The 18,543-nt window shown below is 54.7% G+C and carries 19 protein-coding genes, 1 tRNA gene and 1 riboswitch; of the genes, 5 read left to right on the top strand and 15 right to left on the bottom strand.

Going from position 1 to position 18,543, the window contains the following annotated elements:
* Nucleotides 1–22 precede the first annotated feature (22 nt).
* A riboswitch (Glutamine riboswitch) is annotated at nucleotides 23–135 on the bottom strand.
* 190 nt (nucleotides 136–325) lie between these two features.
* The 5 genes from rpmA to IGQ16_RS06700 all read right to left on the bottom strand — a co-directional run bounded on the left by rpmA (nucleotide 326) and on the right by IGQ16_RS06700 (nucleotide 3,485).
* On the bottom strand, nucleotides 326–589 hold the full coding sequence (gene rpmA / locus IGQ16_RS06720; protein WP_024124035.1) for a 50S ribosomal protein L27: 264 nt from the start codon (nucleotides 587–589) through the stop codon (nucleotides 326–328).
* 1 nt (nucleotide 590) lies between these two features.
* Nucleotides 591–926: a 50S ribosomal protein L21 gene (rplU, locus tag IGQ16_RS06715; protein ID WP_024124034.1), complete on the bottom strand. Its 336-nt coding sequence runs from the start codon at nucleotides 924–926 to the stop codon at nucleotides 591–593.
* Nucleotides 927–1,081: 155 nt separating this feature from the next.
* Entirely contained in the window at nucleotides 1,082–1,447 is a 366-nt protein-coding gene (locus IGQ16_RS06710) for an FHA domain-containing protein (RefSeq protein ID WP_297060708.1), read from the bottom strand.
* 65 nt (nucleotides 1,448–1,512) lie between these two features.
* Nucleotides 1,513–1,959 carry an Rrf2 family transcriptional regulator gene (locus IGQ16_RS06705; protein ID WP_024124032.1) on the bottom strand — a complete coding sequence of 149 codons (447 nt, stop codon included), beginning with the start codon at nucleotides 1,957–1,959 and terminating at the stop codon, nucleotides 1,513–1,515.
* Entirely contained in the window at nucleotides 1,956–3,485 is a 1,530-nt protein-coding gene (locus tag IGQ16_RS06700) for a SagB/ThcOx family dehydrogenase (RefSeq protein ID WP_297060707.1), read from the bottom strand. Before IGQ16_RS06700 ends, IGQ16_RS06705 begins: the two co-directional genes overlap by 4 nt.
* 97 nt (nucleotides 3,486–3,582) lie before the next feature.
* Here IGQ16_RS06700 and IGQ16_RS06695 point away from each other — a divergent pair, with 97 nt between their 5' ends.
* A complete protein-coding gene (locus IGQ16_RS06695; RefSeq protein ID WP_297060705.1) occupies nucleotides 3,583–4,134 on the top strand; it encodes a pentapeptide repeat-containing protein in 552 nt (183 codons plus the stop codon).
* Here IGQ16_RS06695 and IGQ16_RS06690 read toward each other — a convergent pair.
* Complete coding sequence (locus tag IGQ16_RS06690) at nucleotides 4,125–5,372, bottom strand: bifunctional cobalt-precorrin-7 (C(5))-methyltransferase/cobalt-precorrin-6B (C(15))-methyltransferase (RefSeq protein WP_024124029.1); 1,248 nt, start codon at nucleotides 5,370–5,372, stop codon at nucleotides 4,125–4,127. The genes IGQ16_RS06695 and IGQ16_RS06690 overlap by 10 nt on opposite strands.
* Nucleotides 5,369–5,983 carry a cobalt-precorrin-8X methylmutase gene (locus IGQ16_RS06685; protein ID WP_297060703.1) on the bottom strand — a complete coding sequence of 205 codons (615 nt, stop codon included), beginning with the start codon at nucleotides 5,981–5,983 and terminating at the stop codon, nucleotides 5,369–5,371. The genes IGQ16_RS06690 and IGQ16_RS06685 overlap by 4 nt, the downstream gene beginning before the upstream one ends.
* A 36-nt stretch (nucleotides 5,984–6,019) precedes the next feature.
* Between IGQ16_RS06685 and IGQ16_RS06680 the strand changes: the two genes are divergently transcribed.
* A tRNA-Ser gene (locus tag IGQ16_RS06680) sits at nucleotides 6,020–6,104 on the top strand.
* 153 nt (nucleotides 6,105–6,257) lie between these two features.
* Nucleotides 6,258–8,507 carry a single-stranded-DNA-specific exonuclease RecJ gene (gene recJ, locus IGQ16_RS06675; protein WP_297060701.1) on the top strand — a complete coding sequence of 750 codons (2,250 nt, stop codon included), beginning with the start codon at nucleotides 6,258–6,260 and terminating at the stop codon, nucleotides 8,505–8,507.
* Nucleotides 8,508–8,779: 272 nt separating this feature from the next.
* Here the strand turns inward: recJ and IGQ16_RS06670 are convergent, their stop codons facing one another.
* Both IGQ16_RS06670 and IGQ16_RS06665 read right to left on the bottom strand, forming a co-directional pair.
* Nucleotides 8,780–9,532 carry a YebC/PmpR family DNA-binding transcriptional regulator gene (locus tag IGQ16_RS06670; RefSeq protein ID WP_024124027.1) on the bottom strand — a complete coding sequence of 251 codons (753 nt, stop codon included), beginning with the start codon at nucleotides 9,530–9,532 and terminating at the stop codon, nucleotides 8,780–8,782.
* A 90-nt stretch (nucleotides 9,533–9,622) separates the two neighbouring features.
* Nucleotides 9,623–9,760 carry a photosystem II reaction center protein K gene (locus tag IGQ16_RS06665; protein ID WP_041429384.1) on the bottom strand — a complete coding sequence of 46 codons (138 nt, stop codon included), beginning with the start codon at nucleotides 9,758–9,760 and terminating at the stop codon, nucleotides 9,623–9,625.
* An 82-nt stretch (nucleotides 9,761–9,842) separates the two neighbouring features.
* Here IGQ16_RS06665 and tadA point away from each other — a divergent pair, with 82 nt between their 5' ends.
* Nucleotides 9,843–10,337, top strand: a complete 495-nt coding sequence (tadA, locus tag IGQ16_RS06660) for a tRNA adenosine(34) deaminase TadA (RefSeq protein WP_297060699.1) — start codon at nucleotides 9,843–9,845, stop codon at nucleotides 10,335–10,337.
* On the opposite strand, the gene folK is transcribed toward tadA, so the two are convergent.
* Nucleotides 10,255–10,839, bottom strand: a complete 585-nt coding sequence (gene folK / locus IGQ16_RS06655) for a 2-amino-4-hydroxy-6-hydroxymethyldihydropteridine diphosphokinase (RefSeq protein ID WP_024124024.1) — start codon at nucleotides 10,837–10,839, stop codon at nucleotides 10,255–10,257. The genes tadA and folK overlap by 83 nt on opposite strands.
* A gap of 69 nt (nucleotides 10,840–10,908) precedes the next feature.
* On the opposite strand from folK, the gene btpA reads away from it, so the two are divergent.
* Entirely contained in the window at nucleotides 10,909–11,799 is an 891-nt protein-coding gene (gene btpA / locus IGQ16_RS06650; RefSeq protein WP_024124023.1) for a photosystem I biogenesis protein BtpA, read from the top strand.
* Here the strand turns inward: btpA and hisG are convergent, their stop codons facing one another.
* The 5 genes from hisG to uvrA all read right to left on the bottom strand — a co-directional run bounded on the left by hisG (nucleotide 11,800) and on the right by uvrA (nucleotide 18,486).
* Nucleotides 11,800–12,435 (bottom strand): ATP phosphoribosyltransferase, encoded by a 636-nt coding sequence (gene hisG / locus IGQ16_RS06645; protein ID WP_024124022.1) that lies wholly within the window; start codon nucleotides 12,433–12,435, stop codon nucleotides 11,800–11,802.
* Nucleotides 12,436–12,438: 3 nt separating this feature from the next.
* Nucleotides 12,439–13,665: an ATP phosphoribosyltransferase regulatory subunit gene (locus tag IGQ16_RS06640; RefSeq protein WP_297060698.1), complete on the bottom strand. Its 1,227-nt coding sequence runs from the start codon at nucleotides 13,663–13,665 to the stop codon at nucleotides 12,439–12,441.
* Between the two features lie 6 nt (nucleotides 13,666–13,671).
* Nucleotides 13,672–14,619 (bottom strand): DnaJ domain-containing protein, encoded by a 948-nt coding sequence (locus tag IGQ16_RS06635; RefSeq protein ID WP_297060697.1) that lies wholly within the window; start codon nucleotides 14,617–14,619, stop codon nucleotides 13,672–13,674.
* A gap of 113 nt (nucleotides 14,620–14,732) precedes the next feature.
* Nucleotides 14,733–15,608 (bottom strand): formyltetrahydrofolate deformylase, encoded by an 876-nt coding sequence (purU, locus tag IGQ16_RS06630; protein WP_157869617.1) that lies wholly within the window; start codon nucleotides 15,606–15,608, stop codon nucleotides 14,733–14,735.
* Between the two features lie 28 nt (nucleotides 15,609–15,636).
* Nucleotides 15,637–18,486 carry an excinuclease ABC subunit UvrA gene (uvrA, locus tag IGQ16_RS06625; RefSeq protein ID WP_024124018.1) on the bottom strand — a complete coding sequence of 950 codons (2,850 nt, stop codon included), beginning with the start codon at nucleotides 18,484–18,486 and terminating at the stop codon, nucleotides 15,637–15,639.
* Nucleotides 18,487–18,543 lie beyond the last annotated feature (57 nt).

The following is an 18,543-nucleotide window of genomic DNA, read 5'->3' as shown; positions in this document are numbered from 1 at the left end:
TATTACAAGGTGGACTGATTGAGGCGCGTTCCTTCGGGATCGATTTCCCTACTTCCGTCCCTCGCAAAGGTACAACGCTGACAATTCAACTCGGTCTGAAAAGCGTTTACTGATGCCCTGTGAGGGATGAACGATTTATTTCTGTATCTAATTTAACAATTTCTCGACCTTAAAGCAAGCTATTCATAGAAATTTACAATACTCGGGCCACTACGCCCCTAGGGAGGGGATTGTCTGAGACAAAAAAAAGGCCAACCCCGAGGATTGACCCAATGGCATCATTTTTGCACCTTTATTGATATTGTATTGACGTTGAAGGGCAGTTTTAGGCCTCTGCTAGGGGATAGACACTCACACGCTTGCGATTTTTGCCATAGCGCTCAAAGGTAACGACACCGGCAATCATTGCAAAAAGGGTATCATCACCCCCACGACCCACATTCGCGCCCGGGTGGAATTTTGTTCCCCGCTGCCGCACCAGAATGTGACCGGCCTTGACCACTTCCCCGCCAAAGCGCTTGACACCCAAACGCTGGGCATTTGAGTCGCGACCGTTGCGGGTACTACCTGTTCCTTTCTTGTGTGCCATGTTAACCTCCTAGGGATTCACCATTGAGACGAATCTCATTGATCATGATGCGAGTGAGTTCTTGACGGTGGCCTTTTTTCCTGCGGGTTTTCTTTTTCGGCCGCATTTTATAGACAATCACCTTCGGCCCGCGCCGATGCTCCATCACCGTACCAGAGACAACCGCACCACTGACGTAGGGTTGACCCACGTGGACTTGGCTATCGGTTTGCACCAGCAACACCTGTTCAAGATCAATGGTGCCCTCCGGCTCAATGGCGAGCCGCTCCACATCGTAAAAGCGCCCGGGTTCAACGCGCAGTTGCTTGCCACCGGTCTCAATGATTGCGTATGCCATAGAAATTAAAAAACTCCTTGCCGTGCAGGTGAGGGGATGCGCGCCTCTTGGAAAACCTGTTCCGTGCAAACTCAACAATTTTCCATCATAAAATTGATCCCCTGTGGCTGTCAAACCCTCGCCGACCCCAGGCAGACGGTCTGTTGAACCTTTAGTCAATTCCGGGCACTCATCGAGGGAGATTTCCTTAAATGTCTGGATAGGTAAATGTCTGGATAGGTAGTGCCCACACCAATGACCTCTTCATGGTGAAGCAGAGTCCTGTGCTGAAGCGGCAGGCCATTCAGGAACGTGCCATTGCGGCTGTGAGAATCACTAATGAAGGAGAGGGGCTGCCCCCTAAAGAGAAAGGCGTTGATCTCAGCATGCAACCGCGAGACATAGGTATCTGTGAGATGAATACAACAGTCCAGCTGGGGGCCACTGGTCCACTGGCGATCGGGACTGAGAATGACTGCCTGTTTTGGCAAACCACGTTCGCGAACGATCAGTGATGCTTTGGGGTAGCTTGGCGTTGGCATCCTGCGTCTGCCATCTTAACGGGATGCCCTGAGCCTAAATTCTCTAGGTTACCACTAGATTACCCCTAGATTACAAATGTTGCCCCATCCCCTTGGGCCGCTTGCCAACTGCGGGCATCAAAGTATAAATCCTCAAGGGAAATACTGGCCAAGGCCTCCTGAAGTTTTTGGTGGAGTCGTTGCCAGAGACTCAAGGTTACCCAATCGGCGGTGCCATCTTCCGGTTGAGGGGGGTGTAAAAACAGGGGAGCTGGCGATTCACCAACAGCAGTAAGGATATCCCGCAGGGAAATGGTCGCTGGGGGACGGGCGAGTTGATAGCCCCCATAGACGCCGCGCAGCGATCGCACCAAGCCGGCACGCCGCAATTCAATCAAGAGTTTTTCTAGATAGGGGGCAGGAATCTTTTGCCGCTCAGCAATGGTACGCACCGAGGCAGGCCCATAGTTGGGCAACAAACTCAAGTCCAACAGAGCCTTGATACTGTAGTGGCCACGGGTGGTGAGGGTCATGCGGCTTTGCCAACAGTGGTGATGTAGAGAACGGCTTCTTCGGGGGGAATGCCGAGGAGATCGTTGACCTGATCATCAAAGAAGCCGCCGATGCCACTCACCCCTAGCCCCAAGGCGGTAGCGGCTAAGTTAAGTCGCTGGCCGAGGTGGCCGGCATCCATGTGCAGGTAGCGATAGGCGCGTTCGCCATAGCGAGCGATCGCCCGCTCCAGATTGGCGGTATGGAAAATCACCACTGCGGCATCGCGACCGAGGTCTTGATTGAGACAGAGAAAGTGCAACGGTTCCTGAAAGTTCTTGAAGCGAATCTGGCGGAGTTCATGCTCAGCTATAGCGTAGTAGTAGCAGCCCTCCTCAAGCGCCCTGACCCGCGTCACGGCAATAAAGGTTTCCACCAGGGTTGGGTCAAAGAAACTGGGGCATTCGTCTAGGCCTTGATCGCGGTAGTCTTGCGGATGGTAGGCAAAGGTGAGCAGGGCAGCCAATTGATCCACCTCAATCCCTTGGCCACTGTACTGACGGGTGGAACGCCGCTGGAGAATGGTTTGCTGCAGAGCGGCTAGATTGGTCTCCCAGTGAATGATGGTTTTGCTGAGACTGACCCGCAGCCCAAAGGGAAAGTTGTACTTACTTGCAGGGGGTTCGGGAGGCGCCTTGGCCCTGGGGCTGGGTGTCTGCATGCCGTAGATTATCTCACTACTTGTGAGGGCACTGGCACGATGGCAGGCTCTGAGCAACTCGCCACTGGCGATCGCCCCATAGTCATAGCAGGTAGCAGAGGGTAACACAGAGGGAAACGGGGATAAGTTTTCGTCCACTGCCAGCAAATTGGCCAGGGCAACCACCGCCAAGACCCCCTCCTGCTCTGGATCAAGGTAAAGCAGTTCATTCATCTGGGCATCCACAAAACCACCAATAAAGTGGGCACGAAAATCATGGATATTGGCGGCCAGTTCCACATTCCCCAAGAGGTGCCCAATGTCAAGACAAATGCGGCGATAGGCGCGATCGCCATAACGCCAAGCGGAACGGTAAAAGACGGCTGTGACCACCAGAGCAATGTGCGTCCTTTCTAGGGCTGGATGCCAAAGACAAGCCGCCTGTAGGGCTGACCAACAATAGCTTTGCCACACCTGCACAAGGGCATGATCTTTTACTTGATAGTTATAAATGCCAGCGGGAATAGCAGTATCGTTGCGAGTGAGAACATAGATCTCCGCTGGATATAGCCCTCCCGCAGAGGGTGCTGCCCGCATATAAAAGGGCTGATCGGGATAGGGAACCACCCCAGTAATGCCATAGGTGCAGTACAACAAGCGGGAGAGTCGCTGCCAGTAGGGGTGAGCCGACCCCTTCGCTGGCTCTAGGAACGACTTCAGGGAAAAGACGGAGCCCAGGGGATAGGTTTTGAAGGGACTCGGTTGACGGCTCCAATCCAGGGGGGCAGCTTGTTGGGCTAAGGTCTCAGGGGCGTACTTGGTGCGTTCGTGGTAATGCTGTGCCAAAGAAAGTTGTTGAAACCCCATGGTGGTGCCTCACCAAGTTAAGAAACCATTAAGTAATGTAACTTCGTCAATAAATTCCCCTACAGTCAAAAAAGCCTAAGTAGAAATACCTAAGACTGTGAAATACTCTTTTACCATTATGGCGAAATTCAACGCGGAGGAGCTACTCCAAGCCTATGCAGCAGGCGAACGGAATTTTCGCGGCAGCGATCTAACGGGTTTGAGTCTCTTTGACACCAACCTCAGTGATGCTGATTTTAGCGAGAGTACACTGGCGAATGCCTACTTGCCCTATTGCCAGTTAAATCGAATTCAGGCAACTGCTGCTAATTTGCGCCATAGTGAGTTGGGAGATGCTGAGTTGTACCAAGCCAACCTCGCTGCAGCGGATTTCGAGGGGGCGAGCCTTGTGCGGGCCAATCTACGCACGGCCAATTTGGAGCGGGCAAACCTGCGGGGGGCCAATCTTCGGGGGGCGGATCTGCGCTATGCCAATTTGCGCCAAGCAAATCTCCAAGGGGCAAACCTGCAACAGGCCAATTTAGAGCAGGCGGATTTAACGGAAGCACAGGTACAGGGATGTAATTTTTTTCGGGCAACGGGTGTCGATTTGTCGGTGGCGGTGTGCGATCGCACCACTATCTACCCCGATGGCTACTTCTATCCCTGAGGCAGGGTAATTAGGGTAACCGGATTCAGGGGGTGGAGGCGGTGGCCTTGACCCAGGGGAACGGAACGGCTGAGTTGCACCTGTAGCACTTGCGGGTTGATTTGATGGGTCTGACACCAGCGGAGAACTTGGCCTTGGTGTTCGAGGGTAGCGATCGCCAGCACTAGCCGGCCGCCAGCTTTCAAGTGGCACCAACAATAGTCGAGATTGGCCAGTAACTGAGCACCACTGCCGCCAATAAACACCCGATTCGGCGGCGGTAAATCCCTGAGACACTGGGGGGCTGTCCCTTGGAGCGGGATGAGGTTGGTCAAACCAAAAGCCTTGCGGTTGCGCTCAATCAGTTGAAAGCCAATAGCTGTTTTCTCAATCGCATAGACGGTGGCTTGGGGGGCAAGGCGGGCGATTTCCACGGCCACACTGCCAGTGCCGGCACCAATATCCCAAACAATTTCTACAGTGCCGGTGAGGGCCAGTTCCGCCAAAACCAGTACCCGCACTTCCCGCTTCGTCATCAGGCTAGGGCGATCCTCAAAGGTGAAAAACTGATCATCCCCTAGGCCAAGAATGGGCTGTTCCCTAGGGGGTAGGCGCTGGGGTTGACGCAGGAGCACCACCAAATTCAAGGGATGTACTGGCGGCAGCCCCGTCACCGGTTGGGCCAAGTCCCAGGGCAGAATGGCTTCCTCGGCGCTACCAAGGGCCTGACAAACCCACGCCCGATAGGCCACAGGCACCTGCAATGCTTGGTATAGACGGCTAATGGCAGCAATATTGGCCTCGCCATCGGTATAGATGGCAATTTTCTCTACCCCCCGCTGCAACAGGGGCACCAATCCCGCTAGATCCCGCCCATGGGCACTGTAGATTACTGCATCCTGCCAAGGGAGCTTGAGACGACTAAAGGCCAATTGCACCGCACTGAGGTGGGGATGAAACGTTAACTGATCCGGGGTAAAGACTTCAAGGAGCCAGCGTCCCAATCCATAGAACAGCGGATCACCACTGGTGAGAATGACCACTTGGGGGTTGGGTGTGGTGTCCAAGTGGTTTTGAATCGCCTTGAGACTGGCATTAAAGTTCCCTAGGGAGAGGCGGGGGGTGTCCCCTTCGGGAATCAATTGCAGATGGCGATCGCTCCCCACCAAGAGGGTGGCGGAATGAAGAATCTGCTGCACAGTGGCTGCCAACCCTTGGAGACCCTCTAGGCCAATGCCCACCACATGAATCGGAGTCACGCTGGCGCCTCGCTATCGGCCAACTCCAGTAGGGCATTGACAATCGCCGCTGCCACAGGCGATCCCCCCTTGCGACCGGCAATGCGAATTTGGGGCACGGGTAGTTGGGCAAGGGCAGCTTTTGACTCCAGGACATTGACAAAGCCAACGGGGACGCCAATAACCCCTGCCGGAGGCACATGGGTTTGTTGCAGGCGATCGCACAGGGCCAGGAGGGCCGTTGGTGCATTCCCAATCACAAACAGACCGTGGGGCCACTGTTGCCAAGCGCGGAGCATCCCTGCTGCGCTGCGGGTTTGACCAGGGGCGGTGGGGCTGCCAGCGTCAAGGGCGGTAATGATTGGGTTTTGGAAGGTGCGGCTGACCATCGTTTGAATGCCAACACTGACCATGGCCACATCCGTAATAATCGGCACACCTGAGCGCAGGGCTTGAGTGAGGTGGGCGATCGCCCCCGGCGAAATCTCCAGGAGGTTCTTAAACTCAAAATCGGCCGTGCTGTGGATAATCCGCCGCAAAATCGCATAGCTAGGGGGGTCAAAAGAATGAGGCCCGATCTCGCGATCGATGATGGCAAAACTCGCTTGGGCAATTGGATGCAGCAGAGACACAGGACTTCTGATAGGATAGTAGAACTGCCTAAACTTGGAGAGATGGCCGAGTGGTCGAAGGCGCAGCACTGGAAATGCTGTGTGGGGCAACTCACCGAGGGTTCGAATCCCTCTCTCTCCGTCCTAATTGTTATATTGCCACTATAGGGGGTACCCCCTGCTGCCACTCAGGGAGAGTACCAGGTTTCTCGCCTAGGAGCTCATTTCGCCAGTCTGGGCGGGCGATCGCTATGATCAAAGAATCTTCGCAGCCTTCCCTGAGCAATTCACCGCCATGCAGCGTCCCTGGCAAGTCTATTCTGCTGACCCCGCCCCCCCCAACTTCATCGAGGCAGTTAAGTGGCTCCATCCCGATGCAGGCGCCATTACGGCTCAGTTACTTTGGCAGCGGGGCTACCGCGATGCTCTTCAGCAAGTGCCCCCCTTCTTAGATTGGCGCCACTACGAGTCAGCCTCCCCCCTAGAGTTTCCAGACATGCCTGCTGCCCTCGGGCGTTTGCAACAGGCACTCGATCAACAGGAAAAGGTGGCCATTTGGGGAGACTTTGACACCGACGGGGTAACGGCCACCGCCGTCCTCTGGGAAGGACTAAAACCCCTTTTGGGAACGCAATTGGTGGATTTTTATATTCCCAATCGCCAGTGCGACTCCCATGGCCTCTCGCGCCATGGCCTTGAAAAGCTGAACGAAAAGGGGGTCTCCCTGATCATCACCTGTGATACTGGCTGCACCAATGCTGCTGAAATTGCCTTTGCCCAAACGCTGGGGATAGACGTGATTGTGACCGATCACCATGCCCTTGAACCCACTCCCTTGGGGGCTGTGGCGCTGATCAATCCGCGGCAGTTGTCCCCGAATCATCCCCTACATCACTTATCGGGAGTTGGCGTCGCCTACAAATTTTTGGAAGCCGTCTATGCCAGATGGCCAGAGAAAACCCAGGGGTATCCCCTCGAGAATCTCCTTGATCTGGTGGCCATTGGTCTGATTGCTGATTTAGTTGAATTGCGAGGAGAGTGCCGCTATCTTGCCCAGCGAGGTCTGGAAAAACTAGGCCAGAGTCAGGCCCTGCGACCGGGCATTGCCGCCCTTTTGGGGCAAGTGTCCCAGAATACGGCTCGGCAACGGGATATTAGTTTTGCGCTGGCCCCCCGCCTTAATGCCGTGAGTCGTATCCATGGGGATGTGGGGCCACTGGTGCAACTCTTGACCACGCCAGACAAAGAAGAAGCTAGGCAGTTGGCTCGCAAGATTGACAAGATGAATAGCGAGCGGAAACAGCGTCAAAAACAGATCGCTCAGGTTGCCCATGCCAAAGTAGCTCAGCTGGATCTCTCGGTCACACGGGTGATCCTACTGACTGATGAGAATTGGTCCTTGAGCCTATTGGGCCTAGTGGCAAGCGAGATGGTAAAAACCTATGGCCGTCCCGCCATTTTGCTACAGACCAATGCCGCTACGGGAATGGCCGCCGGTTCAGCCCGTTCCGATGGCATGGTGGATCTTTATGAGGCACTGCGTTGTCAACGGCATTTATTGGAGGGATTCGGCGGGCATCCCTATGCAGCAGGCTTTAGACTCAAGATGGAGCACATTTCCCTTTTGGAAGCAGCCCTCAACCAATTCTTAGGCCAGCAGGAGGGGACGGCAACTGCGGCACCGCAACCGTTGAGGATTGATTTGGAAGTCACTCTAAAGCAATTGAACGATGCCCTCTTCAAAGAAATAGAAATACTTGCTCCCTTTGATTCAACCCACCATCCCTTCCCCCGCTTACTTGTGCGCCATGTAGAACTCACCGAAGTGCAGGAGAACAAAGTCAAAAATGACCCCACAAGGCGGTATGTTTCCATGATGCTCCTCGATCCCCAAGCAAAGCAAACCTTTCCCGCCAAGTGGTGGGATCATCAAATCGGGGATTGTCCCAAGGGAGCCTGTGATCTAGTGATTGAACTACAGCAGTGGCAAAGCTCCCTATCAGCTGTCATTCAAGATCTGCGCCCCAGTCGCACCAGTATCATTGAAACTGCTCGTTTTCAGGCCCTCATTGATGGCCGCAATTGCCCCGGTGGGGTGACTGAGACTGGCTTGTGCGTGGACACCTGCCCAACCTCACGGGAAAACTGGCGACAATGGATTCAACGGGCTAAACAGGAGCAGCAACCCCTGATTTTGGCCTACTCGCTCCCTAAGGAACAGGATGCCCTCACGGTTTGGCAGGAATTCCTAACACGTTGCCAAAAGGCTGGTCAACAGGGAACGTGGCTGCGGCGAGAGGCGCTTTGCCAAGAGCTTAACATTGAGGCAATGACATTGCGCTATGCTCTCAGGGCGCTGGCAACCCTAGGGGTTAAAGTGGAGAACACTGGGGACAAGTTCCGATGCCAATGGCCGCCCCAGATAAAACCTTCTCCGGCTACAACAGCAGCACTAGAGGCCTTTAGGGGAGCGATCGCTGAGGAAAACTTCCGCCGCCGGTACTTTGCAAGCGCTCCCCTATCGGCCCTTCAGGAAACACATTAAAAACTGGCTACCACCTTTTTCCACAGGGAACCTAGGGAACACACACGAGCCGACAGGGGAAACACACTAGCCATCAAGGCTGATTGAGAGAAAAAGAGCATCGCTCTCAAGAGAGCTTCAATCTGATTACACACAGCGTGCCTCAGTGCAGGCCTGCAGCCGTACTTCTATCCTCCCACGGCTGCCTTTGAGTGCCTACCGTGTTTCCACTTAACTTTGCCACCCTTGAGAAAGAGGAAATTCTCCCTCAGATTCCGTAAAACCACGGATGGCTAGACGTACATTGCCTCCACGAGGGCATCGCTCATCGTCAGGTTGGTGGCCACACTTTGAATATCATCGAGATTTTCGAGGGCATCCATCAGCTTAAGGAGGCGCCGTGCCGTGTCTTCATCGGTGATTTCTACGGTATTCATTGGAATCCAGCGGCTTTCGGTGTCGAGAACGGTATAGCCGTGGGCTTTGAGGGTTTCGCTGACGGTTTCAAGGGCAGGGACGGGACAACGCACCTCGGCCACCTCCTCTAGGATTTCGTAGGTTTCAACCTCAGCCGCCAGCAGGGCTTCAAGGAAAGCTTCTTCATCTTTAGGTGCAGTAACGGTTACAATGCCGCACTGTTCAAACATCCAGCCCACACAGCCGGTTTCGCCGAGGTTGCCCCCCTGTTTATTGAAGGCGGCCCGCAGATCTGCCGCCGTGCGATTGCGATTATCCGTGAGGGCTTCAATCAAAAATGCCACACCCCCCGGCCCATAGCCTTCGTAGCGAATTTCTTCTAGGGGAGCATCACTGTCGAGGGTACCAGTCCCTTTGGCGATCGCCCGCTCAATATTTTCGCTGGGAATCCCTGCTGCTTTGGCCTTCTCAATGGCACTGCGCAGTTGAAAGTTGCCCGCTGGATCCCCTCCCCCATGCCGAGCCGCAATAATGATTGCTCGCGATAGCCGCGCAAAGATCTTGCCCTTTTGGGCATCCACCCGCGCCTTTTGCCGTTTGATGTTTGCCCACTTACTGTGACCTGCCATAGGGGAAGGAAGTGCATGAAACAAACTCAAGAAGAACCCCGCTGGAACCAACGGGGCCAGTCAACAGGGTTAGTTTGATCGGAGCTATCTTTAACGGAAACCAACAGCGGCTTGCCAAACAAAGGCCAAGGCTAAAAAGAGCACCGGAATCACTGGCAGCACATCCACAAGGGGATCAAAAATGGCGTAGGCTTCCGGCAATTTCGCAATCAAAACCAAAGCATCCATCATGGTGTTTTCCTAAAAGAATTCAGCGATCGCAACAGAACTGAGAAAATAGTACCATAGCCGCTGCGACAACGGGATCGCCATGCCAGGCATTTTCCTTTTACCAGAAACAGACCAGCACGACTTTTGGATGCAACAGGCGATCGCCCTTGCAGAACAGGCAGGAGCCGCCGATGAAGTGCCCGTGGGTGCGGTGATTGTCAGTGCTGAGAATGAACTCATTGCTACGGGGGAAAATCGTCGCCAGCGAGATCACGACCCCACTGCCCATGCGGAAATCATTGCCCTACGCCGCGCCGGTCAGCATCTAGGTACGTGGTATTTAACGGGCTGCCGCCTCTACGTCACCCTAGAGCCCTGCCCGATGTGTGCCGGTGCGATTGTCCAGGCCCGCATTCACACCCTCATCTATGGGACGACGGATCCAAAATCAGGGGCAATTGATTCGGTGCTGCAACTGCCCCATAGCCCAGCGGTGTTTCACCGGCTTCAGGTCATTGGGGGGGTTCAGGCAACGGCCTGTCGGCAGCAGTTGCAAAGGTGGTTTCGTCAGCATCGTCAGAAAGAACGGCAATAATGCCTGCATCCCCCACCCGCTCCCGTAGGGTTTGGATGGTTTCACCCAGGAGGGGATGGCGCCAGTGGGGGGCGATCGCCGCAAGGGGCAAAAGGACAAAGGGCCGCTCCGCCAGCCGTGGATGGGGCACGGTCAAATCTGGGGTGCGAATGATGCAATCGCCATAGAGCAGCAGATCTAGATCAAGGGTGCGGGCCCCCCAATGCTCTTGCCGTTGGCGACCAAACTGCGCTTCGATTGCCTGCAGCCTTTTCAGTAGTGCCCAAGGGGAGAGTTGCACCCGAGCAACGAGGCAGCCATTCCAGTAATCCGGTTGAGGGGGGCCTAGGGGGGCAGTGCGATACCACGGCGAGCAGGCTAAGACCCTGATCCCTGGCGTTTGGGCAAGCACTTGGACGGCTGAGCGCAGTTGCAGCAATGGCTTACCCAGGTTACTTCCGAGGGCGATCGCCACGAGGGGGGGGTCAGACGGGGATATACTTAAGTCAGCGCATTCTACCATTGTGCCTGTGGAGAGTGCCGCTCACTCCTCCTGTTATACCTGCACTGTTCACCTATTGCCAAAATCGTTGTGGATCTCCGGACTCTCTTTCATACTGCAACCCCAGTCATTGGCGTTGTCCACCTCCTTCCCTTACCCACCTCCGCCCGTTGGGGGGGGAGTCTCAAGGCTGTTATTGACCGCGCAGAACAGGAAGCCACAGCCCTTGCCTCAGGGGGAGTCAATGCCATTATTGTTGAGAATTTCTTTGATGCTCCCTTCAGCAAAGATCGGGTGGATGCTGCTGTCGTCAGTGCCATGACCTTAGTGGTGCAGCGGTTAAAGAATCTGGTAGCTGTGCCCATTGGCCTTAATGTGCTGCGCAATGATGCCTTTAGTGGGCTGGCGATCGCCGCCTGTACGGGGGCACAATTTATCCGCGTCAATGTGCTCACTGGGGTCATGGCCACCGATCAAGGCATTATCGAAGGCCAAGCCCATCAACTGCTGCGCTACCGCCGTGAACTGGGGCAAGACATCAAAATTTTTGCCGATGTGATGGTGAAGCACGCCCAGCCCCTCCACAGCCCAAATCTGGCCACGGCAGTACGGGACACCTTTGACCGCGGACTCGCCGATGGGGTGATTCTCTCCGGTTGGGCAACAGGACAGCCACCCACTGAGGAGGATCTATCCATCGCCGCCAGTGCCGCCAAGGGACAACCCCTTTTGATTGGCAGTGGTGCCTCTTGGGACAATGTGGAGCAATTGGTGCCCTACGTCAACGGCGTCATTGTTGCCAGTTCCCTGAAGCGCAATGGTCAGATTGAACAACCCATTGACCCCATTCGGGTCAGCCGTTTTGTTGAAGCATGGCAGCGGGCACACCACAAGCTTCAAGACGTCGATCGCGCCAACGGTAACTGCCGAGGGCCAATCAATGAACCCCTGCCAGCCATGGTGGTGCACAGGCAACGGTAATCAAGCGATCGCCCCTGTTAACTGTGGAACGTAGTGCCCAAGACCATTGAGGTTGAGGCGATAGCTGCGGGGATGGGCAATCAAGTAGGCAGTGCTGCTAAAGATTTGCTCTAGCTCCACAAGGCCATTTTCCTTGAGGGTACGTCCCGTTGACACCAAATCCACAATTGCCTCCGCCATGCCCGTAATTGGCCCCAGTTCCACTGAACCATAGAGGGGCACAATATCCACGGGCAAATCCAACTGCTGGAAAAAAGCATCGGCACAGCGGACAAACTTTGAGGCAACGCGGCAATGGGGGGGCAAATCGCGGGCACTGCGGTAGGGACTAGAGGCTTTAACGGCCACCGATAGACGACACTGACCAAAGCCCAAATCCGCTAGTTTGGCCACATGGGGATTTTTTTCCCGCAGCACGTCATACCCAACAATGCCCAACTGCGCTTGACCATACTGCACATAGACGGGGACATCCTGGGCACGGACCAAAAGGGCGCGGGCACAGCCATCCTGAGAGAGAACCTGAAGTTGCCGATTTCCCGGCTCTAGGAGTGCTTCAAAATTTAAGCCTAGCCGTTGGAAGTAGGCAATACTGTCCTTGAGGAGGGCACCTTTGGGGAGGGCGATCGTTAGCATGACCTAGACACTCTGAATCTGCAAATAGGTTGCCCCATCACTGAGGGCTTCGATCTGCGGTGGCGCATCACTCTCAATCCAAGCAATATAGGGAATCTGGCGATCGCGGGCATAGGCGCGGATTTGCTCCGGCGTCAAATCCAGAAGTGCCAACTCCACCCGGGTCGAGCCCTCCAAGCGCAGTGTTTGGGCATGGTGGAGGGCGGCAGCGAGGGCGCTGGCTGTGCGGGGAACCACAAGCCATTGACTGCGGGGGGCCAATAGGGCGGCTGGGGGAATGGCGACCGCCTGCAGGAGTGCCTCAACATTAAAGACAAAACCAATCCCCGGCACCGTCGCACCGTCGGGATGGTAAATACTGAGCAGTTGATCATAGCGCCCCCCTTGAGCCACCAACCGCAGTTCCGTTTCCGTAGGAATCAAGACCTCAAAGATAATCCCTGTGTAGTAATCAAAGGACTGCACAAGGCTCAGATCAAGGGTAATAGCCAAGGACTCGGCCACCAACGCCAACAACTGTTGAAGTTCCGCAAAGCGATCAACAACCCCTGGAACATCAGACCACTGCGCTAAACGTTCCCCCACCTCCTTTGGGGTACCCCGTAGATCAAAAAGGGCAAGGGCGCGATCGCGCCAAGGGGCAGGTAGAGCCTGCAAACTCACGCGGTCTAAATGGGCCAAGCATTGGCGCACGGTCTTTTGTAGTTCCGCTGGAAAGGTACTGAGCAACTGTTGCGTCAAGTGGGCATCCCCCACCAAAAGATAAGCCTCCCCAACCGCTAGCACCCCAAGGCACTCCTGCACCAGCCAGAGAATTTCTGCATCGGCCGCTAAACCTGTTGCCCCCAGTAGCTCCACTCCGGCTTGGAAAAATTCCTGTTGGTTGCCCAACTCTGCCCCTGTGGTGCGTCGAAAGACATTAGTTTTGTAATAGAGCCTTTGGGGCAGTTGCATACCTGCCATACGGGTCACCGCCGCCCGAGCAATAGAAGCCGTTAATTCTGGTCGCAATCCTAAAGGCTCACCACCGCTCCCCTGCACTTGAATAACCGTCTCTGGATGGACAGTGCCCCCCGCTGTGAGGGTTGCTAGGGTCTCAATTGTGGGTGTGATAATTTCTTGGTAGCCCCAGCTTTGGAAGACGCGCTCTAGGCGTTGCTCTAGCCACCGTTGCCGTGCCACATCCAGGGGCAAAATATCGCGGGCACCACAGGCAGGTTGATACACCATAGTGAATTATTTTTTCCCAAAAAGACCAAAGAAGGAGAATTTCTTTTGCTCCGGTTTGGGTGGCTCAGTACTTTTTTGCTGTTTCTGGGCTTGGCGCTCTCTTTTGCTAATTGCTTCGAGTCCCTGTATTGCCATTACCTCTTGAGGATTGAGCTTCAGGGCTTGATTAAAGTGAATTTTGGCCATACTGAGGGAGCCTTGCTGCAGATACACCTTGCCTAGTAGGGCATTGCAGCGAGCACTGCGGGGGTCAATTTTCAGGGCATCCTTCAGTTCTTTGACGGCCTCCAGATAAATGCCTTTATTGAAGAGTTCCTCTGCCCGTCGGAAATATTGCTCTGTAAATTGCTCTGTTTTGGGGGCTTCTGTAGGTGGTGACGTCTCTGTGGTGGCCGCTGGTGTAGCCTGCCCTTGGGTTGCATCTGATTTAGGTGGAGCCGCCGGCGCAGAAACACTGGGCGTGGATGCGGTTACCTTGCCACCCGCCGATCGCCACAGGTAGATTAAATTCAGTTCGCTAATTTGTTCGCTAATTTTAAGTGTGTTGTTTAAGTCTTTGTATTGATCTTGGGCAAGGGTATTGAGGGCCCTTTGATAGGCCTCTTCAACATTGGCAGCGTTAAAGACTTCCTGTGCCAAATCAAAGGTGGGCGTTGGCACAATATTGGCCGTTAGCAGTTGCTTTTCCAGCAAGCGCAAAATGACTTGATATTCTTCTCGCTCTTTTTCTTGGGAAAGCACTTCATAGGCAGGATTCACAAACTTCGAGAGCAAATCACTGGCCATTTTTTTACTCGATTCATCATCACGGCTATCGGGGTGGAGTGTCTTGGCAATTTTGAGATACCGCTTGCGAATTTCCCCGAATGCTGCTGACAATGGAATACCGAGGGCAGCATGGAGATCCCGTTTGGAGTTAAAGCGACCCAGACCGTGATTGATCTCGAAGGGCATAGTCAGTCAAACCGCAGGGGCAGAACATTATTTGATTATACCTGCTCATCAAGGGGGTTGGTGACCCCCTACGGGAATCCCCAAAGGCAACAGGCCCACAGCGGTGGCAACCCTCAAGCAAAGACTGCCGTGCGATTGCCATACACCAGAATCCGATTTTGTAAATGCAGCCGTACCGCCCGCGCCAACACCACCCGTTCTAAATCCTTGCCCTTGCGAATTAGATCCGCCACTGTATCCCGATGGCTCACAGGCACAACCGCCTGCTCAATGATTGGCCCTTCGTCTAAATCCACCGTGGCATAGTGGGCCGTGGCACCAATGATTTTTACCCCCCGCTCATAGGCACGGTGGTAGGGGTTAGCTCCCGCAAAGGCCGGCAAGAATGAATGGTGAATATTGATCACGTGGGGAAAGGCCCCAATAAATTCAGGACTGAGCACCTGCATATACTTAGCCAGCACCACCAGATCAATCCTGTAGTCCTTGAGGAGTTGCAGTTCCTTGGCTTCCGCCAGCGGCTTGGTCTCTGGCGTCACAGGGATATAGTAAAAATCAATGCCAAACTGCTCGGCGATGGGACGCAAATGCTCATGGTTACTGATGATCAGGGGAATTTCCGCAAAGAGATCCCCCGCCCGCTGCCGCAGCAGCAGATCCCAAAGGCAATGATCTTGGCGGCTCACCCAAATGGCCAAGCGATAGGGAATATCCGACGCCCGCAACTGCCAGCGCACCCCCTGCCAACTGGCAAAGACCTTTTCCCGCTGCGCATAGTTGATGAAAGTGGTGGCAATTTGATCGCGGGGGATTTCAAAGCCCTCTAATTCCCATTCGAGGCGGGAGAGAAAAATGCCCGCAACGGCATCGGTGTGGTGGTCGGCATGGACAATGTTCCCGTTATAGCGATAGACAAACTGGGCCAACTTGGCCACTAGCCCCCGCTGATCGGGACAGGAAATGGAAAGGGTCATTGTCGGCATAGGCACACCGCAAGGCAGAGCAACCTGTATTCTACTATTGCGAATTGGCAGCGGCGCGATTGAAGACTCGGGCAAGATACTGACCGGTGTAGGATTGGGGCATCAGGGCCACTGCTTCAGGAGTGCCCACGGCAACCACCTCTCCCCCGCGATCGCCCCCCTCGGGTCCTAGATCAATAATCCAATCGGCACAGCGAATCACATCTAAATTGTGCTCAATCACCAGAATTGAGTTGCCCTTGTCCACCAGCCGTTGCAGCACCTCGAGGAGTTTATGCACATCGTAAAAGGATAGCCCCGTGGTCGGCTCATCAATCAGGTAGAGGGTTTTGCCCGTGGCACGGCGGGACAGTTCAGCTGCCAATTTAAGGCGTTGGGCTTCCCCCCCAGAGAGGGTGGGTGCGGTTTGTCCCAATTTCAGATAGCCCAAGCCCACATCCACAAGGGTTTGCAGCTTGCTCACCGCCTTGGGGATATTTTCAAAAAAGGTCAGCGCTGTCTCAGCAGTCATATCCAAAACATCGGCGATCGAGCAGCCCTTGTACTTCACTTGCAGTGTATCGCGGTTGTAGCGGGCCCCCTTGCACACCTCACACTGGACATAAACATCGGGCAGAAAGTTCATCTCAATAACATTCACCCCTTGGCCACCGCAGGCCTCACAGCGGCCGCCCTTGATATTGAAGGAAAACTGCCCCGGCTTGTAGCCCCGTGCCTTGGCCTCAACGGTTTGGCTAAAGACCTCACGGATGACATCAAAAACACCAATGTAGGTGGCAGGGTTGGAGCGGGGGGTTCGACCAATGGGGGACTGGTCAATGACAATGACTTTATCAATGGCACTCAAGCCTTCGATGTGCCCCAGTTCCTTGGGGAGCGGCACATGGTGACCAAGATGGTGCTGCAGGGCAGGATAGAGAACTTCGTGCATGAGGGTGGACTTGCCCGATCCCGATACTCCCGTCAGACACACCAGCTTGCCAAGGGGAATTTCTACGGTGATATCCTTGAGGTTGTTGCGGGACACCTTTTTTAGAATCAGGGATTTGCCATTCCCTGGCCGGCGATCGCTGGGAGTTTCGATGCGCTTGCGCCCCGACAGATAAGCCCCCGTCAGGGAGTCAGGATGGTTGAGAATTGCCTCGAGGCTGCCTTGAGCGACAATTTGGCCGCCGTGGCTTCCCGCCCCTGGGCCAATATCGACAATGTAATCGGCAGCCCGGATCGTATCCTCATCGTGTTCGACAACAATCAGCGTATTCCCCAAGTCCCGCAGGCGAAAGAGCGTTTGCAGCAGGCGATCGTTATCGCGCTGGTGCAGGCCAATACTCGGCTCATCGAGGACATAGAGCACCCCCGTCAGGCCAGAGCCAATTTGGGTAGCCAAGCGAATTCGTTGAGCTTCACCCCCAGAGAGGGTGGCTGCACTGCGATCCAAGGTTAGGTAATCGAGCCCCACATCAATGAGAAACTGCAACCGCGCCATTACTTCCCGCAGGGCTAGTTCCGCAATTTGTTGTTGGCGAGGCGTGAGTTGCAGGGATTGAAGCCGTGCCCAGCACTCGCGAATCGAAACACGGGTGAGATCCGTAAGGCGATATTGCCCCAAGCGCACGGCCAAAGCGGCTGGTTTCAGGCGTTGTCCCTGACAGGCGGGGCAGGTTTGATTGACTTGGTACTCTTCCAGTTTTTGCCGGTAGGCCTCGGAGGTCGTCTCGCGGTACTGCCGCTCTAGGATGGGAATCACCCCTTGAAATTGACGGTAGTAGTCCCGTTTGCGATAGCGCAAATCAGAAGGGATGAGAATCGGTGTGTCGGTGCCGTAAAGGAGGATCTCCCGTTGCAACTCCGTGAGGCGATACCACGGTGTATGGATGTCAAAACCAAGGGCCTCAGCAACACCACAGAGGAGAGCAAGGTAGTAGTCGTGTTCCTTCTCGGCCCAGGGGGCGATCGCCAGATAAACCGGTAGTTCGGGATTGGGGACAATTAACTCCGGGCTAAATTTGCGCAAATAGCCCAAGCCATGGCACTCTGGACAGGCCCCATAGGGGGAGTTAAAGGAAAAAAGTCGCGGAGAGAGCTCATCCATCACCGCCCCATGCTCAGGGCAGGCAAAATTTTCTGAAAACAGGAGCGTTTGACCCTCAGCCCCCGTCTCCCGAGACACCACACTGACCATTGCCGTACCGTTGCCATGGTGCAACGCCGTTCGCAAGGAATCCCCTAAACGTTCCTCAATCCCCGGCTTCAGCACCAGCCGATCAACAACAATTTCAATCGTGTGGACATGGTTTTTGTCCAGTTCAATGGCATCACTGAGGTCGCGCACCTCCCCATCAATCCGAACCCGCACAAAACCTTCACTGGCCAGACTCGACAGCAGCTTCCTGTGGCTGCCCTTCTTCCCCTTGACAATGGGGGCCAAGACTTGAAAGCGGCTCTGGGGCGGCAACTGCATCACCTGATCCACCATTTCATCAATGGTTTGGGGGCGGATCGAGCGATCGCAATGGGGGCAATGGGGTTCACCGGCACGGCCATAGAGCAGCCGCAGGTAGTCATAGATTTCCGTGACCGTCCCCACCGTTGAGCGGGGATTGTGGGAGGTGGACTTTTGATCAATAGAAATTGCTGGACTCAGCCCCTCAATGGCATCCACATCAGGCTTATCTAACTGGCCGAGGAATTGCCGTGCATAGGCACTCAGGGACTCCACATAGCGGCGTTGTCCTTCAGCAAAAATCGTGTCAAAGGCAAGGGAGGACTTCCCTGAACCGGAGACACCGGTCATTACAATCAGGCGATCGCGGGGCAGATCGAGGTCAATGTTTTTCAGATTATGCTGCCGTGCACCCCGAATGCGAATTTCACCTCCAGGCATTGGATCGCCCATACTGCAAAAAGAACTAATGTTAAAAAACATTACATTGAGGGCTAT

The sequence above is a fragment of the Thermosynechococcus sp. M3746_W2019_013 genome, from assembly GCF_015296045.1.
In the GTDB taxonomy this organism is placed as follows: Bacteria; Cyanobacteriota; Cyanobacteriia; order Thermosynechococcales; family Thermosynechococcaceae; genus Thermosynechococcus.
The sequence above is the reverse complement of the archived record's forward strand: the minus strand, read 5'-3'. Positions and strand labels throughout refer to the sequence as shown.